The following is a 19,003-nucleotide window of genomic DNA, read 5'->3' as shown; positions in this document are numbered from 1 at the left end:
CAATGGGGGTGTGAGTAACGCCAGCCTGTCCCCCCTGCCCTCCCCCGACCGCCCCGACGTCGCCGCCCGGTTGCGGGACGCCCTGCTCGGGGCCTCCTTCACCGCCGACGGACTGCTGGAGCTGCTCGGCGCCCCCGCCTACGCGGCGCTGTCGCGCAGCGAGACCGTGCCCGCGCTGCGGGCCACCCGTGGCGACACGCCGCTCGAACTGCTCGTACGGCTGTTCCTCCTCCAGCAGCCCGTGCTCCACGCGCGCGCGGCTGCCGTCCTGCCCCTCGACGCCTGCCTGGAGAGCGGGTGGCTCGTCCGCGCGGGCGGCGACGAGGTGGCGGCCACCGTGGACGTACGGCCGTACGGCGGGCCCGGCGGCGAGGACTGGTTCATCGTCTCCGACCTGGGCTGCGCGGTCGGCGGCGCCGGCGGCATCGGCAACCGCGCCGAGGGCGTCGTCCTCGGCGTCGGCGGCGCCTCCATGACGCTGGCCGGCCTCACGGTTCGTACGCCCGTCTCCGCCGCCCTCGACCTCGGCACCGGATCCGGCATCCAGGCACTGCACGCCGCCCGGCACGCCACGCGCGTGACGGCGACCGACCTCAACCCGCGCGCGCTGCACGTCACCGGGCTCACGCTCGCCCTGTCCGGGGCCCCGGCCGCCGAGCTGCGCGAGGGCTCCCTCTACGACCCGATCGAGGACGACGAGACGTACGACCTGATCGTCTCCAACCCGCCGTTCGTGATCTCGCCCGGCGCCCGCCTCACCTACCGCGACGGCGGGATGGGCGGGGACGATCTGTGCCGCTCGCTCGTTCAGCAGACGGGGGAGCGCCTGAACGAGGGCGGGTTCGCGCACTTCCTCGCCAACTGGCAGCACGTGGAGGGGGAGGACTGGACGGACCGGCTGCGCTCCTGGGTGCCGCGCGGCTGCGACGCCTGGATCGTGCAGCGTGAGGTGCAGGACGTCACGCAGTACGCCGAGCTGTGGCTCAGGGACGCGGGCGACCACCGCGCCGACGCGGCCGAGTACCAGGCGCGCTACGACGCGTGGCTGGACGAATTCGAGGCGCGCAAGGTCAGGGCGGTCGGCTTCGGCTGGATCACGCTGCGCCGGACCGCCTCCGCGGAGCCCTCGATCACCACCGAGGAATGGCCGCACCCGATCGAGCAGCCGCTCGGCGAGACGGTGCGCGCGCACTTCGACCGCGTCGACTACCTGCGCGCCCACGACGACGCGGCCCTGCTCGAGGCGCACTTCACGCTGGCCGGTGAGGTTGTCCAGGAGCAGGTGGGGCTGCCCGGCGCCGAGGACCCGGAGCACGTCGTCCTGCGCCAGAACCGCGGCATGCGCCGGGCCACCCGCGTCGACACGGTCGGCGCCGGCTTCGCGGGCGTCTGCGACGGCACCATGAGCGCGGGCCGCATCCTGGACGCCATCGCCCAGCTCGTGGGCGAGGACCCGGTGGCGCTGCGGGACCGCACGCCCGCCCAGATCCGGCTGCTGGTGGAGCAGGGCTTCCTCGAACCGGCGTAGGGACGCGTCGGCGGCCCTGGTGGCCCGCCCCGCTTCCGCGGTCCTTTGCCGCCCGCCCCGGGTCCCGTGCGGCCTCGTCCCGTCGCCGTACGGGAAAACGAGCCACGGGCGGGGGCCGCCGAGTCCGTCGGCTCCCCGTTCACCTCGGGTTCGCCTGTCCGCCGCCCGCACGTGACAGCCTCGCGGAGGGTGGACACCCGCGGGTGGGAGAAAAGGGGAACGGGGAGCATGGAGAGCGGGCCGGCGATCTTCGCGGGATTGGTGTTCGCCCTGTTCGGGGCCGGCCTGCTGGTGTGGACCGCGACACGGGTCCGGCACGGCCGGCCCGTCGCCCACGGTGTGAGCCCCGTCGCATCGGCCACCGTCGCGAGCGTCGCCGCCGTGGCCGCCCTGGCCCTCGGGGCATGGTGCCTGACACACGTGTGAGCGGCCGGTTCCGGCCCCTGGCGGCACCCCCGCCCCAGTAATCGGGGGATCGCACTCCGGATACACGCGTCATGGCCGGTAAACACTCCGGGCGGCAGGAACAGGGTTCGTCGGGTTACCGTTCGAGTGGCCGTTGCGGGCTTTTCCCGTTTGACACGGGGGCGGGAGGTACCGTCACACTCCGCAGCGTCACGACCGAAGCGCAGCACGACCCGACCCCGGGAGCACTGCCTGGGGAGGCCCCAGCGTCGACCGGAGAGAAGAGCGAAGTTGTCCCCGACCAGCGAGACCGCGAACGGCGGCCGCCGACTCGTCATCGTCGAGTCGCCTGCCAAGGCGAAGACGATCAAGGGCTATCTCGGCCCTGGCTACGTCGTCGAGGCGAGCGTCGGGCACATTCGCGACCTTCCCAGCGGCGCCGCGGAGGTGCCCGAGAAGTACACCGGTGAGGTCCGCCGACTCGGCGTGGACGTCGAACACGACTTCCAGCCGATCTATGTGGTCAACGCTGACAAGAAGGCACAGGTCAGGAAGCTCAAGGACCTGCTGAAGGACTCCGACGAGCTCTTCCTCGCCACCGATGAGGACCGCGAGGGCGAGGCCATCGCCTGGCACCTTCAGGAAGTCCTCAAGCCGAAGATCCCCGTCAAGCGCATGGTGTTCCACGAGATCACCAAGGACGCGATCCGCGCCGCCGTCGCCAACCCGCGCGAGCTCAACCAGAAGCTCGTCGACGCCCAGGAGACCCGCCGCATCCTCGACCGCCTCTACGGCTACGAGGTCTCGCCGGTCCTGTGGAAGAAGGTCATGCCGAAGCTGTCGGCGGGCCGCGTCCAGTCCGTCGCCACACGCCTGGTCGTCGAGCGGGAACGCGAGCGCATCGCGTTCCGTTCCGCTGAGTACTGGGACCTGACGGGCACCTTCGCGACCGGCCGCGCGGGAGACGCCTCCGACCCCTCGTCGCTGGTCGCCCGGCTCCAGACCGTCGACGGGCGGCGTGTCGCGCAGGGCCGCGACTTCGACTCCCTGGGGCAGATCAAGAGCGCGAACACCCTCCATCTCGACGAGGCGAACGCCCGCGCGCTCGCCGCCGCCCTGGAGAACACGCGCTTCGCCGTCCGCTCGGTCGAGTCCAAGCCGTACCGCCGCTCGCCGTACGCCCCGTTCCGGACGACGACGCTGCAGCAGGAGGCCTCGCGCAAGCTCGGCTTCGGCGCCAAGGCGACGATGCAGATCGCCCAGAAGCTGTACGAGAACGGCTACATCACCTACATGCGTACGGACTCGACGACGCTGAGCGACACGGCGGTCGCCGCCGCACGCGCCCAGGTCACGCAGTTGTACGGCGCCGACTACCTCCCCGCCCAGCCGCGGACGTACGCCGGCAAGGTCAAGAACGCGCAGGAGGCGCACGAGGCGATCCGCCCCTCCGGCGACCGTTTCCGCACGCCCGCCGAGACCGGGCTGACCGGTGACCAGTTCAGGCTGTACGAGCTGATCTGGAAGCGGACCGTCGCCTCCCAGATGAAGGACGCGACCGGCAACAGCGTCACCGTGAAGATCGGCGGCGCCGCATCCGACGGCCGGGACGTCGAGTTCAGCGCCTCCGGCAAGACGATCACCTTCCACGGCTTCCTCAAGGCCTACGTCGAGGGCGCCGACGACCCGAACGCCGAACTGGACGACCGCGAGCGCCGGCTGCCGCAGGTCGCCCAGGGCGACGCGCTGACGGCCGAGGAGATCACGGTCGACGGCCACGCCACCAAGCCCCCGGCCCGCTACACCGAGGCGTCGCTGGTCAAGGAGCTGGAGGAGCGCGAGATCGGCCGCCCGTCGACGTACGCGTCGATCATCGGCACGATCCTGGACCGCGGCTACGTCTTCAAGAAGGGCACGGCGCTCGTCCCGTCCTTCCTCTCCTTCGCCGTGGTGAACCTCCTGGAGAAGCACTTCGGGCGGCTCGTCGACTACGACTTCACCGCCAAGATGGAGGACGACCTCGACGCCATCGCCCGCGGCGAGGCCCAGGCGGTGCCGTGGCTGCGGCGCTTCTACTTCGGTGAAGGCGCGGGCGACGGCGGCGCGGCCGACGCCGGCAACGGCGACGGGGACCACCTCGGCGGCCTCAAGGAACTGGTGACCGACCTCGGCGCGATCGACGCGCGCGAGGTGTCGTCCTTCCCCGTCGGCAACGACATCGTGCTGCGCGTCGGGCGCTACGGCCCGTACGTCGAGCGCGGTGAGAAGGACTCCGAGAACCACCAGCGCGCCGACGTCCCCGAGGACATGGCGCCGGACGAGCTGTCCGTCGAGCTGGCGGAGGAACTGCTCGCCAAGCCGAGCGGCGACTTCGAGCTGGGCACCGACCCGGCCACCGGTCACGCCATCGTCGCCAAGGACGGCCGCTACGGCCCGTACGTCACCGAGGTGCTCCCCGAGGGCACCCCGAAGACCGGCAAGAACGCCGTGAAGCCGCGTACGGCCTCCCTGTTCAAGTCGATGTCGCTGGACACGGTGACGCTGGACGACGCCCTGAAGCTCATGTCGCTGCCTCGGGTCGTCGGCACCGACGCCGAGGGCGTGGAGATCACCGCGCAGAACGGCCGCTACGGCCCGTACCTGAAGAAGGGCACGGACTCGCGGTCCCTCACCTCCGAGGAGCAGCTCTTCACGATCACGCTGGAGGAGGCGCTGGCGATCTACGCCCAGCCCAAGCAGCGTGGCCGGGCCGCGGCCAAGCCGCCGCTGAAGGAGCTGGGCACCGACCCGGTCAGCGAGAAGCCGGTCGTGGTCAAGGACGGCCGCTTCGGCCCGTACGTCACCGACGGCGAGACCAACGCGACCCTGCGCTCCGGCGACAGCGTCGAGGAGATCACGCCGGAGCGCGGCTACGAGCTGCTCGCCGAGAAGCGTGCCAAGGGCCCCGCCAAGAAGACGGCGAAGAAGGCCACGAAGAAGACGGCCGCCAAGAAGGCCCCTGCCAAGAAGACCGCCGCGAAGAAGACGGCGGCGGCCAAGACGACGGCCGCGAAGAAGACGACGGCCAAGACCGCCACCAAGAAGACGGCCACCAAGAAGGCGACCGCCGCCAAGTCGTCGGAGGCCTGAGCCCGGTCCGGGCCGGAGTCCGGTCCGAGCCTGAGCCCGGTCCGAGACCGCCTGAGCCCGGCTCAGGAACCGCTCGGCGCTTCACGCGCTCTTCGCGAAACGCACGCCCCGGCATCATTTCCACGCCGGGGCGTGCGTACGTTCGGCCGGGCACGCCGGACTGTCGGTGACGACCGATAGGCTGAACGCATGACGCGAGCCGAGCAGCCAACGGCCACTCACCCCGCCCCGGACGACGCCCTGGTCGCGGACTCCCGCGAGCGCGCCGTCCGCGCCCTGCTGCGCCGCCCGCAGTTGCGGCGGTTGTGGAGCGCACAGCTCGTGGGGGGTGTCGGCGACATCCTCGCCCTCCTGGTGCTGGTCCTCCTCGCCGTCCAGGCCGCGATCGGCGCGGGCTCGTTCGGCGGCGGTTACCGGGGCGTGGCGTTCGCAGTGGCGACCGTTTTCGGCGTACGCATCCTCGCGACGCTGCTCTTCGGTGCCGTGCTCCTCGGGCCCCTCACCTCACTCACCTCGCAGGACGGTCCGCTCGACCGCCGCTGGACCATGGTCGGCGCCGACGGGCTGCGGGCCGCGCTGCTGATCGTGGCGCCGCTGTGGATCGACTGGATGCCGGACGACGCGCTCGCCTACCTCCTGGTGACCGTCTTCGTCACCGGCGTCGCCGAGCGCTTCTGGACGGTGTGCCGGGAGAGCGCGGCCCCCGCCCTGCTGCCCGCCCCGCCCCTGGAGGGCGCGACGGTGCGACCGCTGCCGGACCACATGGACGCGCTGCGCCGCCTGTCGCTGCGTACGAGCTTCCTGGCGGTCCCGCTGGCCGGTGCCGTGCTGGTCGTCGCGGGACTGCTGAACAACCTGCTGGGCGCCGGCGTCGACTGGTTCGCCGAGCACCAGGCGGCGCTCGGTTCGTACGTCGCGGCCGGGCTGTTCGCCGCGTCCCTGTCCGTGCTGACCTTCCTGGAGCTGCCCGGCGTCCGCACCCCCCGCGCGCGGTCGCCGCTGGAGGGCATGCGCCGCCCCAAGAGCGGCGCCGGCGTCGACAAGGGCCGCACCGGCGTCCTCCCCCTGCTGGTACTCGCCTGCGCGGCGGTCGCCGCCGTGGTGTCCGCCGCGGTCGCGGTGGCGGTGCTGCACGCCAAGGACCTCGGCGGTGGCCCCGTGCTGTTCGGGCTGATGGTGGGCGCCCTGACCGGCGGCGTCGTCGTCGGAATCCGCACGGCCCCCGCCCTGCTGCCCTCCCTGTCCCGTCGGCGCCTGCTGGCGCTGGCGATCGCCTTCGCCGGCGTAGCCCTGCTGGCCGCCGGCCTCGTCCCGGACGACACCACCGTGCTGCTGCTCCTCGCGCTGGCCGGGGTCGGCGCGGGTGTGGCCGCCAACACCGGGCACACGCTGCTCGACCAGGAGACCGAGGACGCCCGCCGGGCGCGGACGACCGAGCACCTGCACGCGGTCGTCCGGGTCTACGTGGCGCTCGGCGCGGTCGTCGCGCCCGTGGTGGCGGCGGCGATCGGCCCGCACCGCCTGGAGAACGGCAAGTTCGTCTTCGCGCACGGCGGCGCCGCGTTCGTCCTGATGCTCGTCGGCGCGCTGCTGCTGCCGGTGGCCGCGCTGGTGCTGGCCAAGGTCGACGACCGTTCCGGTGTTCCACTGCGGCACGACCTGCGGGACGCCCTGCTCGGCGGCGACGACCCGGTGCCGGTGCCCGCGGGCACCGGATTCTTCATCGCCCTGGAGGGCGGCGACGGCGCCGGCAAGTCCACCCAGGCCGAGGCAATCGCCGAGTGGATCAGGGGCAAGGGACACGAGGTCGTGCTGACGCGCGAACCCGGGGCGACCCCGGTGGGCAAGCGCCTGCGCTCCATCCTGCTCGACGTGTCGAGCGCCGGCCTGTCGCACCGCGCGGAGGCGCTGCTGTACGCCGCCGACCGCGCGGAGCACGTCGACACCGTGGTCCGGCCCGCGCTGGAGCGCGGTGCCGTGGTCATCTCCGACCGGTACATCGACTCCTCGGTCGCCTACCAGGGCGCCGGCCGCGACCTGTCGCCGACCGAGATCGCCCGTATCAACCGCTGGGCGACCGACGGGCTCGTTCCGCACCTGACCGTCCTGCTGGACGTCGCGCCGGAGGCCGCGCGCGAGCGGTTCACCGAGGCACCGGACCGGCTGGAATCGGAGCCCGCCGAGTTCCACGCGCGCGTGCGCTCAGGTTTCCTGACCCTGGCCGCGGCCGACCCCGGGCGCTACCTCGTCGTGGACGCGGGCCAGGAGCCCGAGGCCGTCACCACCGTCGTACGCCGTCGGCTCGACCAGGTGCTGCCGCTGTCCGAGGCCGAGATCAAGGCCCAGGAGGAGGCACGCCGCAAGGCCGAGGAGGAAGCGCGCCGCAAGGCCGAGGAAGAGGCCGCGCGCAAGGCCGAGGAGGAGCGCCTGGAGCGCGAGCGCCTCGAGCAGCTCGAACGGCTGCGCGCCGAGGAGGAGGAGCGCAAGCGGCGCGAGCTGGAGGAGGCGCAGCGGCGCGAGGCCGAGCGGCAGGCGGAGGAGGCCCGGCAGCGGGCCGAGGAAGCCCACCGGAAGGCCGAGGAGGAGCGGGCACGGCTGCTGGCGGAGGAGAAGGTCCGGGCCGAGGAGGAGGCACGGCGTCGGGCCGAGGAGGAGCGGCGCCGCAAGCAGGCCGAGGAGGAGGAGCGGCTGCGGGCCGAGGCCCAGGCCCGGCGCCTGGAGAAGCAGCGCAAGGCCGAGGAGGCCCTGATGCGGGCCGAGGAGGCACGCCGGGCGGCGGAGCAGGCGGCGGCAGCGGCCGCGGCGGGTCCGAAGCCGACGGCACCTCCCGCGGCGGACGCCCCCCGGCCGAAGCCGGCCGCCGACGCACACTCGGACGCGGTGACCGTACCGACGCCGGTCGTGACCCCGACGAACGCCTCCGGCGGACCGCTGGAGGACACGGCGGTGCTGCGGCCGGTGCGGGACGCGCGGGACGTGGCCGACGCGCGGGACTCCGGCGACGCGCGGGACTCAGCCGAGGGCCGGGACGCTGCCGACTCGCGGGACGGCCGGGGCGGCGCCCAGGACGACCCCCGAGGCGGGGGCCGCGATGACGGCCGGGCGTCCGCGGTGCCCAGGACGTCCGAGCCCGAGCCCGAGACCGAGTCCAAGTCCGAGCCCGAGCCCGAGACCGAGTCCAAGTCCGAGCCCGAGTCCGAGTCTGAGTCCGAGTCCGAGGTGACCACCGAGCTGCCCAAGCCGTCGGTTCCGACCGGCACGACGGGCGCGGCGGACGAGACCGCGGTGCTGCCGGCGGTGGAGCCGCGGGCCGAGGAGGAGACGGCGGTCCTGCCCTCGGTGACGCCGGGAGCCGCCGACGAGACGGCGGTGCTGCCCCCCGTACGCGGGGACGACCCCGCCGACCGGGTCCCGCCGGGCTACTTCCGGGAGGACGGCCCGGCCGCTCGCCCCGACCGCCCCGACCGCTCCGAGGAGCCTCAGGACCGCACGCGCGAGCTGCCCCGGATCGACCCCGACCAGGCACCGCCCCGCAGGCGCCGCTCGGACTGGGCGGAGGAGACACCGCTGGACGACCTGCCGACGCTGGCGGACGAGCTGCTCGGCCCGTACGACGGTGAGGGCGGCGGCCGGGGCGATGGCCGGGGCGACGACGGCGGCGAGGGCGACGGAGACCGCCGGGGCAAGGGCCGGGGACGCCGCTGAGCCGCCGGGCCTCGGGACCCGGCCCTCGGCCTGAGCGGCCGGTCCTGGGGACCCGGTCCTCGGCGCGGTCTTCAGGCCGGTCCGCTGCCCCAGGCCTCAGCTCGGTCCTCAGGCCGGTCTGTTGCCTCGGGCTTCAGCTCGGTCCTCAGGCCGGTCTTCTGCCCCAGGCCTCAGCGAGGCCATCAAGGCCCGGCCCCGGGCAGACCGCCCGCGGGCTCGTTGTCAGTGCCGCCCCGCACAATAGAGGGCGCGACGCGACCCGGATGCGCGCGGCGCGGTGCGATGGCGGATGTGTGACGGAAGGACGGCGTGACCCATGACCGTGTGGGACGACCTCGTCGGGCAGGAGAGGGTGAGCGAGCAGCTCGCCGCCGCTGCCCGGGACGCCGATGCCTTCGTCACCGCCGCGGCGGCCGACCGGCCGCTGCCCGAGGCGTCGAGCATGACGCACGCCTGGCTGTTCACCGGCCCGCCCGGCGCGGGAGTGACGCAGACGGCGCGTGCCTTCGCCGCCGCGCTGCAGTGCGTGAGCCCCGACCGGGCGCTCGGCGGCGTCCCCGGTTGCGGCTTCTGCGACGGATGCCACACCGCGCTCCTCGGCACCCACGCGGACGTCAGCACGGTGGCCGCCGTGGGCGCGGAGATCCTGGTGCGGGACATGCGGGACACCGTGCGCAAGTCGTTCACCTCGCCGGCGACCGGCCGCTGGCAGATCATCCTCGTCGAAGACGCCGAGCGGCTGAACGAGAAGTCCGCCAACGCCGTCCTCAAGGCGGTCGAGGAGCCCGCCCCGCGGACGGTCTGGCTGCTGTGCGCCCCGTCCGTCGAGGACGTCCTGCCCACCATCCGCTCCCGCTGCCGCCACCTGAACCTGCGCACGCCGTCGGTCGAGGCGGTCGCCGACATGCTCGTACGGCGAGAGGGCGTCGAGCCGGACGTCGCCGGTGCGGCGGCCCGCGCCACCCAGGGGCACGTCGACCGTGCCCGCCGCCTGGCCACCGACCCGGCCGCCCGGGCGCGCCGGGCCGCCGTGCTGAAGCTGCCGCTGCGGGTCGGCGACGTCGGCAGCGCGCTCAAGGCGGCCCAGGAGCTGGTCGACGCGGCGGCCGAGGACGCCAAGCAACTCGCCGAGGGCATGGACACCAAGGAGACCGACGAGCTGAAGGCGGCGCTGGGCGCGGCCCAGGGAGGCCGGCTGCCTCGCGGCACGGCGGGGGTGATGAAGGAACTGGAGGAGAAGCAGAAGCGTCGCAAGACGCGCACCCAGCGTGACAGCCTCGACCTCGCCCTGAGCGATCTCACCGCCTTCTACCGCGACGTCCTGGCGCTCCAGCTCGGCTCCCGCGTGGCCATCGCCAACGCCGAAGCCGAGGACGCCCTGGAGCGGCTCGCCCGCGGCAGCTCCCCCGAGTCCACCCTCCGCCGCATCGAGGCGATCGCCGCCTGCGGGGAGGCCCTCGACCGCAATGTGCCGCCGTTGCTCGCGGTGGAGGCGATGACGATGGCACTGAGAGCGGGCTGACGGTTCCCGGCCCGCCGGTGGACGGGTCGTCGCGAGCGGCCGGACACGCCGAGACGCCTTGACGTCGAGACGCCGATTGACGACGTAACTCGTACGAGGCACGTCGCACACGCAACGCATCGCGGCCATTGCGGAGAGTTACGATCGCTGAATGCACACAAGGCGCACCCACCGCAGGACCCGCACCGGCAGGACCCGTACCGGAGCCACGCTTCTCGCCGCCGCGCTGCTCGCCACCGCCTGCTCGGCCGGGGGCGCGTCGACGTCCGCCGGTTCGGCGGCGGCCGAGGCGGCCGGCGCGACGGAGGCGGCGAAGGTGTCACTGGCCGCGTTGCCGCAGGCCACACCCCCCGCGCTCGCGCCGTACTACGAGCAGAAGCTGAGCTGGCGCGACTGCGGCGTCCCCGGCTTCCAGTGCGCCACCATGAAGGCCCCGCTCGACTACGCGAAGCCGACCGAGGGGGACGTCCGGCTCGCCGTGGCCCGCAAGAAGGCCACCGGTCCCGGCAAGCGGCTCGGCTCCCTGCTGGTGAACCCGGGCGGGCCCGGCGGTTCGGCCATCGGCTACCTCCAGCAGTACGCGGGCATCGGCTACCCGCAGGAGGTCCGCGCCCAGTACGACATGGTGGCGGTCGATCCCCGGGGTGTGGCCCGCAGCGAGCCCATCGAGTGCCTGGACGGCCGCGAGATGGACGCGTACACGCGGACGGACGTCACCCCGGACGACGAGGGCGAGGCGGACGAGCTGGTCGACGCGTACAAGGAGTTCGCCGAGGGCTGCGGAGCGGACGCGCCCAAGCTGCTGCGGCACGTGTCGACCGTCGAGGCGGCGCGCGACATGGACATCCTGCGGGCGGTGCTGGGCGACGAGAAGCTGACCTACGTGGGCGCCTCGTACGGCACCTTCCTCGGGGCGACGTACGCGGGCCTGTTCCCGGACCGGGCGGGCCGACTCGTCCTGGACGGCGCGATGGACCCGTCGCTGCCCGCGCGCCGGCTGAACCTGGAGCAGACGGCCGGCTTCGAGACGGCGTTCCGGTCCTTCGCGAAGGACTGCGTGAAGCAGCCCGACTGCCCCCTCGACGACCAGGGCACCACCCCCGACCAGGTCGGCAAGAACCTCAAAGCCTTCTTCGACGACCTGGACGCCAAGCCCCTCCCCGCCGGCGACGCCGACGGCCGCAAGCTCACCGAGTCACTGGCCACCACCGGTGTGATCGCGGCGATGTACGACGAGGGTGCCTGGCAGCGACTGCGCGAGTCGCTGACCTCGGCGATGAAGGAGAACGACGGCGCCGGCCTCCTGGTCCTCTCGGACAGCTACTACGAGCGCGAGGCCGACGGCGGCTACAGCAACCTGATGTTCGCCAACGCCGCCGTGAACTGCCTCGACCTCCCCGCGGCCTTCTCCTCCCCGGACGAGGTGCGCGACGCGCTCCCCGACTTCGAGAAGGCGTCCCCGGTCTTCGGTGAGGGCCTCGCCTGGTCCTCCCTGAACTGCGCGTACTGGCCGGTGCGGCCCACGGGTGAACCCCACCGCATCGAGGCCGCCGGCGCCACCCCCATCGTCGTGGTCGGCACCACCCGCGACCCGGCCACCCCGTACCGCTGGGCCGAGGCGCTGGCCGGCCAGCTCTCCTCCGGCCGCCTCCTCACCTACGAGGGCGACGGCCACACCGCCTACGGCCGCGGCAGCGCCTGCATCGACTCCGCGATCAACGCCTACCTGCTGCGCGGCACCGCACCGGAGGACGGCAAACGCTGCTCGTAGCACCCCGGCAGCCGCCCCACCCGCCCCGGAGCTCCGGCCTCCGGGGCGGGTGCGGGGCGGTACGGGGCGGGTACGAAGCACCCCCGGAAACTGTGTAGACTTACCGACGTTGCTGATCGCACCATGGTGCACAGCGCACGCCGCCTTAGCTCAGATGGCCAGAGCAACGCACTCGTAATGCGTAGGTCTCGGGTTCGAATCCCGAAGGCGGCTCCATGAAGGCCCAGGACAGAGAATCTCTGACCTGGGCTTCTTGTTTTCCGAGGGTCACGACCGCACTGCGATACGTGCCTCAGTGGCCCGCGGCCCGCAGTTCCCGTACCAGGCGGGTGGTCACCGGTACGAGTACCCCGTGCCGGTCGGCCGCGCGCAGCAGCGCTCCGCCGATGGCGTCGAGTTCCAGGGGCCGGCCCGCCTCCGCGTCGCGTTGCATGGAGGACCTGGTGTCGGCCGGGAAGGCGTCGTAGCGGGCCAGGGCTTGGGCGGGGTCCGCCGGCGCACCGCAGGCGCGGCTGACCGCGGCGGTCTCGGCGACCAGGCTCTCCAGTTCCTCCTGGTGGCGGGTGCGGACCTCTCCGAGGGGAGCGCCGTACCGGGTGGTGAGGAGGGCGAGAGGGGCGAGGAAGGCCATTTTCGCCCACAGGGCGGTGGTCTCGTCCTCGGCCACGCGGGCTGTGGTGCCCGCTGCGGACAGGGTGGCCGCCAGGGCTTCGACGCGGGCCAGGGGTGCCGTGCCGGCGGCCAAGTCGATCTCGGTGAACGGGCTGCCGTGCTCGACGACGACGGGCCCGGTGCTCCCGGTGCTCCCGGTGCCCCCGGTGCCCCCGGTGGCCACGCGGGCGGACTCCACGCGGATCACTCCGGGGGCCACCCGGTCAGGCCGGTAGCGAGCCCGGAGAGTCGCGGGGTGTTCGACGCCGTTCAGCAGCGGTACGACGAGGGCGTCGCCGAGGGCCGCCGGCGGGACGCTGGTGAGCGCGGCTTCCAGAGCGGTCTGCTTGACGGTGATCAGGCACGCGTCGACCGGCTCACGCAGTTCGGTGTCCGCTTCCACTGTCGCGGTGAAGTCGCCGAACTGACGGCTGCGGACCACGATCCCGTCGCTGCGCAAGGCGCGCACCGTGGCCTCGCGGGCCAGGCAGATGACGCGGTGGCCGGAGCGGGACAGCAGGGCGGCCAGCAGACCGCCGATCCCGCCCGGTCCCAGAACGGCCACCGTGGGCTTGCTCGTCGTGAGCGTCATGAAGTTGTCCTCTCGTAGGTCGGCCCCGATGCCCGGTGGCCGCCTTCGGCGCGATTTTGGCAGAGGTGTGCGCCACGCGTGCGGCCGGGGTGCGGACCCGCCCTCGTCCTCGGCCACCATGCGGCCCGACTGCCCCGGTCCCACGCGTCGCGGGGGCAGTTCGGTCTTCCTGAAGCAGCCGGACGGCGGCTAAGCGGCCATTGGGCGGCGTGCGTCGGCGGGCACGACGTCTTCCTCCGGCTCACCCACCGCGTGATTCTCGCCGGGATACGCCCACCCCGGAAGCACTCATGAGGCGGATTCCAGCAGCTCCTTGAGCCGGGCCAGGTCGGCGGCGACCATGCCGGCGTCCCGCTCGAAGTCGGCGTCGCTCATCTCCGGCTGCCGGCGGATGGTGAACACCACCTCGCTCCCCTCGTCGCTGGCGATCACGCGGACCGGGTTGTGGACGGTCCGGCCGGAGGGCAGCGTGACGTCGTGGTCGAGGACGCCCAGCTCGTTGGGCGGCACGAAGGTGATCGTGACCCGTCCCATGGGGGAGGACTCCGCGATCCACTGGTCTCCGGCCTTCTCGATGGAGTCCCCCAGACCGTGGGCCCACGCGGGCAGGTTGACCGGGTCCGAGGCGTAGGCGTAGACGTCGTCGACGGAGCGGTCGATGTAGATGCCCAGGTGGCGCGATTCCTTGCCGTGGCTGTTCATGGAAGCGAAGGTAGCGGGCCGTCGTCACCGTTGCCTTGAACGAATCGGACGTGCCCGGGCCGCTGGACGGTGGTGCCGCGCCGGGTCGGAGAACACCGTCCACATCGATGCCCCCTCCCCGCGCCCCGCCCCGCCCCGGGCCGAAGGACGCGGGCGGCCGGGCGGGCGGGGGCCCGGTGCGGCGAACCGCCGGCCGCCGGGCGGCGTACGCCGGGAATCCGGGCCGTGGACGGTTAGCATCGCGCACACGTGGTCGGCCGGGACGAGGTGAGGGCATGGGCGAGGACACGGGTGCACCGAGGACGGCCGTCGCGGGGGCACCGGGGACCGCCACCGTGGCCGCGCCGAGGATCGCCGTCGCCGTGGTGACCATGGGGAACCGGCCCGCCGAGGTCGACGCCCTGCTGGAGTCGGTGGCCGGGCAGGACGACCCGCCCGCCCGGATCGTGATCGTCGGCAACGGCTGCCCGCTGCCCGAGTTCGCCGCACGGCTGTCGCTGCCCGGCGAGGTCACGCCGATCGAGGTCGACGAGAACCTCGGCTGCCCCGGCGGACGGAACGTGGCGCTCGCGCGGCTGCGGGAGTTCGGCGACATCGACGTGGTCGTGGAGCTGGACGACGACGGGCTCCTCGTGGACGCCGATGTGCTGCGCCGGGTGGGCGAGCTGTTCGCCGCCGACGACCGGCTCGGCATCGTGGGTTTCCGGATCGCCGACGAGCACGGCGAGACGCAGCAGCGGCACGTCCCCCGGGTCGGCGCCTGCGACCCCATGCGGGGCGGGTACGTCACCGGCTTCCTCGGTGGCGGGCACGCGCTGCGGTCGGCGATGCTCGACGAGGTCGGCGACTGGCCCGCGGAGTTCTTCTTCGCACACGAGGAGACCGACCTGGCCTGGCGCGCGGCCGACGCCGGGTGGCGCATCCGCTACGCGCCCGAGCTGCTGCTCCAGCACCCGAAGACCTCGCCCGCACGGCACGCCGTCTACTTCCGGGGCAACGCCCGCAACCGCGTCTGGCTCGCCCGTCGCCGGCTACCGCTGCCGCTCATCCCGGTCCATCTCGGCGTGTGGATGCTGCTCACGCTGGCGCGCCACCGGTCGCTCGGCGGGCTGCGGGCCTGGTTCGGAGGGTTCGCGGAGGGCCTGCGCAAGCCCGCGGGGGAGCGGCGGCCGATGCGCTGGCGCACGGTGGTGCGGCTCACCCGGCTGGGACGGCCGCCCGTCATCTGAGTCGGCCGAGCGGACCGAGCGTGCGCGAGGCAGGAGGCGGCGGGGGCAGGACGAGAGCCCCGGTCGTTCACCTCTGACGAACGGGGCCCTCATACGTCCCCGGACCCGGCCGCGGCGGCGACACTCCCCCGAGCAACGCGTTATACGCGCGCACCCCCGGGCCAGATCCGATGATGTGATCACATCAGATCTTGCCAACGGATCGCTAACATATGGCCAACGGTTCTCCGTTGACGAGGGGGTCGCCGTGACGGAGGCGGCCGTGGCGGAGAACGGCCGTGAGGAAGGTGGCAGGGCGGCGTGAAGCGGTACCGCCTGCGGTTCGGACTGCTGGGACCCCCGGTCCTGTACGGCCCCGACGCCGCCGCCACGGTGCACGACGCCGTCCCTGCCCCTCATACGGGCGCCCACTCCAACCCGGCACCCACCCCCAGCTCCGACCACATCCCCACCCCCAACCCCGACCACATCCCCACCCCCAGCCCCGTCCACATACCCGCCCCCATCCCCGTCGCCAGTCCCAAGGCACGGGCCCTGCTCGCCGCGCTGCTGCTGGAGGCGGGGCGGTCCGTTTCCGTCGAGTCGCTCGAGGACGCGCTGTGGGGCGCTGCCCCGCCGGCATCGGCGCGGGCCTCGCTGCACAACCACGTGACCCGGCTGCGGCGGCTGATCGATGAACCCGGCCGGCTGCGCACCGTACCGTCCGGGTACCTCCTGCGGGTCGAGGAGGGCGAGCTGGACGTCCACGTCTTCGAGTCCGCCGCGAGTGAGGCGCGCGCCGCGCACGCCGACGGTGACTGGGCGCGGGTCGTGCGTGCGGGCTCGGCGGCGCTGGCGCTGTGGCGGGGTGCGCCGCTCGCCGGGCTGCCGGCCGAGGTGGGCGGGTACGCGTTCGCCCAGCGGCTCCAGGAGACTCGGCTGCTGCTCACCGAGTGGTACTACGACGCCGAACTGGGCCTCGGCGGAACGCGGCTGGAGAGCCTCGTACCGGAGTTGTCGGCGCTCGCCGCGGAGTATCCGCTGCGCGAGGCCTACCACCGCCAGCTCATGCTGGCCCTGCACCGCACCGGGCGGCGGGCGGAGGCGCTGGCCGTCCACCGCGATCTGCGTGCCCGCCTCACCGAGGACCTCGGCATCGAGCCGGGCCCCGCCGTGCGGGCGGCGCACGTGGAGGTGCTGCGGGGACAGGCCGCGCCCCGGAACGGTGTTTCGCAGCAGGTCACTACACGGGACGCGGCACAGCAGGTCACGGCACGGCGGAACAGTGCTCCACAGAAGGCCCCCGCGCAGGACGCGGCACCCGGACCCAGCGGCGCCGCGCCGCCCGTCCGTCCCGTCCCGGAGTACGCGGCCTCCCCTCCGCGTCCGGCGCAACTGCCCGCCGCACCGCCCCACTTCACCGGACGTGACGCCGTACGCGGTGCTCTGACCCGTGCCCTCGCACCCGGCTCGCACCCCCGCGTCGCCGTCGTCAGCGGCATGGCCGGCGTAGGCAAGACCGCTCTCGCGCTCCATGTCGCACAGGGGATGAAGGAACGTTTCCCCGACGGACAGCTCTACCTCAACCTGCACGGTGCGACCCCCGGAATGTCCCCGCTGACTCCGGAGCAGGCGCTCACCGCACTGCTCCGCGACCTCGGCGCCGATCCCCGGCTCATCCCCGAACGGCCCGACGCCGCGGCCGCCTTGCTGCGTTCGCTGCTCGCGCCGACGCGCACGCTCATGCTCCTGGACGACGCCGAGAACGCCGCGCAGGTACGTCCACTGCTCCCGGCCGGCCCCGGCTGCGCGGTGATCGTCACCAGCCGGTCGCCCCTCGCCGCGCTCGACGGCGCCCACCGCTTCCCGCTCGCGCCGCTGTCCGGGGCGGAGAGCGCGGCGCTGCTGCGGGCGGCGTCCGGGCGCGACGGCCGGTACGGACCGGACGCCGGTCACCCCCTCGTCGAGCTCACCGGCCGTCTTCCCCTGGCCCTGCGTGTCGTCGCCGCCCGCCTGGCCGCCCGGCGCGCCCTCACCCCCGACGCGCTCGCCGGTCAACTGGCCGCCACCGAAGGACGGCTGAACCACCTGGAGTACGACGACCTGAGCGTGCGCCGTTCCCTCGCCGTCGCCCACGACGCGCTCGCCGCCTCCGACCGCGAGGCCGACCGGGACGCGGCCCTCGCGCTGCGCCGCATCGGCGCCCTCGACCTGCCCGCCTACGGCGCGCCGCTGCTCGCCCGCCTCATCGACGCCGACGAGGGCCGCGCCGGGGCCGCCCTCGACCGCCTCGTCGACGTGGCGCTGCTGGAGGAGACCGCGTACGGCCGCTACGCCCCTCACGACCTCGTGCGCGAGTTCGCCCGGGAGATCGCGCGCGGCGACGCCGGTACGGACGACATCGCGGTGATCGCCCTGCGCTGGTACGCAGCCGTCGCCGAGCGCGTCCTCACCGCGATCGTCGAACCCGGCATCGACCAGGACGACCGCCGCCGCCCCACCGCAGCACAGCCTCCCGGGCACGCGACGGAGGTCGCCTCGGTCCCGCCCTTCGCCCGTCCCGAAGACGCCTTCGCCTGGGGCGACCTGGAGTCGGAGAACGTCGTCGCCCTCGTCGAGCGCTACGGAAGCGGCGGCAGCGACGGAAGCGGCGGCAGTGACGACAGCGACGGCGACGGCAGTGACGACAGCGACGGCGACGGCAGTGACGACAGTGGCGGGGGCGGGGGCGGCCCTGACGATGACGGTGACCGGAGTGGCGGGGAAGGCGGTGATGACGGCGACCGGAGCGGCGGGGAAGGCGGTGATGACGGTGACCGGAGTGGCGGCGACAGCGGTGACGACGCCGGCAACGGGGGTGGTGGGACCCTTCACCTCGCCGTCCTCGTCCGCCTCCTCTTCCCCTACGCCCAGCGCAGCGGCCGGGTCGCCGAGATGGAGGTACTGGGCCGGGCCGCCCTCGATCTCGCTCGGCGCCACGGTGACGAGGCCGCCGAGGCCCACGCGCTGGGCGACCTGGCGGGCCTGCACTTCCTGACCGGCCGGCTCAGCGACGCGCTCGCGCTCAACGACCGCTCGCTGGCAATCTGGCGTCGGCTCGGCACGGTCACCCGGATCCGACGCTGCCTCACCAACCGTGGGCTGCTCCTCGAGAACCTCGGTCGGCACGACGAGTCGGCCCAGGCGCTGCGGCGGAGTCTCACCTACTCACAGCAGCTCGACGATCCGTGGGGCGAGGCGATCACCCACAGCCACCTCGGCAACCTCTACGAGCACACCGATCCCCGGGCGGCGATCGAGCAGCACCGGCGTTCGCTCGCCATCGGCGACGAGATCGGCAACGTGATCGTGCAGCACTCGGCACACTGCAACATCGGCTACGCCCACCTCACGCTCGGCGAACCGGCCGCCGCCGTGGAGCACTTCGAGGAGAGCATGCGCATCCTGGGCGGGCACGGTGACTGGCACGGCGAGTCCCAGACCCGGCTCGGCCTCGTCCGCGCCCTGCGCCTGCTGGGGCGTACCGAACGGGCCGCGGACGAGTGCGCGGAGCTGCTGCGCCGCGCCGACGCCCGCGCCGACCGCTACACGGGCGGTCTCGCCCGGCACCAGCAAGGGCTGCTGCTGCGGGAACGGGGACGCGACCGGGAGGCCTACGAGCGGTGGCGGGCGGCGCTGGCCGCGCTGGACGGGACGGACGCGAGGGCGGTGGCGAAAGAGCTGCGGGAGCTGCTGGCCGACGCTCCTCCCACCGACTGATCACCAGGTCCCCGCCTGGCTCCACCGGTCA

At 73.6% G+C, this 19,003-nt stretch carries 10 protein-coding genes and 1 tRNA gene; 9 read left to right on the top strand and 2 right to left on the bottom strand.

Annotation, left to right across the window (positions count from 1 at the left end; translation table 11 throughout):
- Positions 1 to 10: 10 nt before the first annotated feature.
- From B1H29_RS16845 to B1H29_RS16815, 7 genes are all read left to right on the top strand, one after another.
- On the top strand, positions 11 to 1,528 hold the full coding sequence (locus B1H29_RS16845; protein WP_055418661.1) for a DUF7059 domain-containing protein: 1,518 nt from the start codon (positions 11 to 13) through the stop codon (positions 1,526 to 1,528).
- A 228-nt stretch (positions 1,529 to 1,756) separates the two neighbouring features.
- Entirely contained in the window at positions 1,757 to 1,954 is a 198-nt protein-coding gene (locus B1H29_RS37405) for a hypothetical protein (RefSeq protein ID WP_055418660.1), read from the top strand.
- 270 nt (positions 1,955 to 2,224) lie between these two features.
- Positions 2,225 to 5,062, top strand: coding sequence for a type I DNA topoisomerase (topA, locus tag B1H29_RS16835; RefSeq protein ID WP_055418659.1), 2,838 nt, complete (start codon positions 2,225 to 2,227; stop codon positions 5,060 to 5,062).
- A 189-nt stretch (positions 5,063 to 5,251) separates the two neighbouring features.
- Positions 5,252 to 8,767 (top strand): dTMP kinase, encoded by a 3,516-nt coding sequence (gene tmk / locus B1H29_RS16830; protein ID WP_055418658.1) that lies wholly within the window; start codon positions 5,252 to 5,254, stop codon positions 8,765 to 8,767.
- A 316-nt stretch (positions 8,768 to 9,083) separates the two neighbouring features.
- Positions 9,084 to 10,289, top strand: coding sequence for a DNA polymerase III subunit delta' (locus tag B1H29_RS16825; protein ID WP_055418657.1), 1,206 nt, complete (start codon positions 9,084 to 9,086; stop codon positions 10,287 to 10,289).
- A gap of 151 nt (positions 10,290 to 10,440) precedes the next feature.
- A complete protein-coding gene (locus B1H29_RS16820) occupies positions 10,441 to 12,060 on the top strand; it encodes an alpha/beta hydrolase (protein WP_055418656.1) in 1,620 nt (539 codons plus the stop codon).
- Positions 12,061 to 12,199: 139 nt separating this feature from the next.
- Positions 12,200 to 12,276, top strand: a tRNA-Thr gene (locus B1H29_RS16815).
- Positions 12,277 to 12,352: 76 nt separating this feature from the next.
- On the opposite strand, the gene B1H29_RS16810 is transcribed toward B1H29_RS16815, so the two are convergent.
- Together B1H29_RS16810 and B1H29_RS16805 are read right to left on the bottom strand one after the other, a co-directional pair.
- Entirely contained in the window at positions 12,353 to 13,303 is a 951-nt protein-coding gene (locus B1H29_RS16810) for a ketopantoate reductase family protein (RefSeq protein WP_055418655.1), read from the bottom strand.
- Between the two features lie 288 nt (positions 13,304 to 13,591).
- A complete protein-coding gene (locus tag B1H29_RS16805) occupies positions 13,592 to 14,005 on the bottom strand; it encodes an SRPBCC family protein (protein WP_055418654.1) in 414 nt (137 codons plus the stop codon).
- Between the two features lie 335 nt (positions 14,006 to 14,340).
- Here B1H29_RS16805 and B1H29_RS16800 point away from each other — a divergent pair, with 335 nt between their 5' ends.
- On the top strand, positions 14,341 to 15,234 hold the full coding sequence (locus B1H29_RS16800; protein ID WP_079160772.1) for a glycosyltransferase family 2 protein: 894 nt from the start codon (positions 14,341 to 14,343) through the stop codon (positions 15,232 to 15,234).
- Positions 15,235 to 15,534: 300 nt separating this feature from the next.
- A complete protein-coding gene (locus tag B1H29_RS16795) occupies positions 15,535 to 18,972 on the top strand; it encodes an AfsR/SARP family transcriptional regulator (RefSeq protein WP_409350910.1) in 3,438 nt (1,145 codons plus the stop codon).
- Positions 18,973 to 19,003 lie beyond the last annotated feature (31 nt).

The organism is Streptomyces pactum, from assembly GCF_002005225.1.
GTDB lineage: Bacteria > Actinomycetota > Actinomycetes > Streptomycetales > Streptomycetaceae > Streptomyces > Streptomyces pactum_A.
The sequence above is the reverse complement of the archived record's forward strand: the minus strand, read 5'-3'. Positions and strand labels throughout refer to the sequence as shown.

What these genes read in the sequence shown, in the direction of transcription:
- B1H29_RS37405 (WP_055418660.1), top strand. Translation starts at nt 1,757, where the DNA reads ATGGAGAGCGGGCCGGCGATCTTCGCGGGATTGGTGTTCGCCCTGTTC.
- tmk (WP_055418658.1), top strand. Translation starts at nt 5,252, where the DNA reads ATGACGCGAGCCGAGCAGCCAACGGCCACTCACCCCGCCCCGGACGAC.
- B1H29_RS16825 (WP_055418657.1), top strand. Translation starts at nt 9,084, where the DNA reads ATGACCGTGTGGGACGACCTCGTCGGGCAGGAGAGGGTGAGCGAGCAG.
- B1H29_RS16820 (WP_055418656.1), top strand. Translation starts at nt 10,441, where the DNA reads ATGCACACAAGGCGCACCCACCGCAGGACCCGCACCGGCAGGACCCGT.
- B1H29_RS16810 (WP_055418655.1), bottom strand. Translation starts at nt 13,303, where the DNA reads ATGACGCTCACGACGAGCAAGCCCACGGTGGCCGTTCTGGGACCGGGC.
- B1H29_RS16805 (WP_055418654.1), bottom strand. Translation starts at nt 14,005, where the DNA reads ATGAACAGCCACGGCAAGGAATCGCGCCACCTGGGCATCTACATCGAC.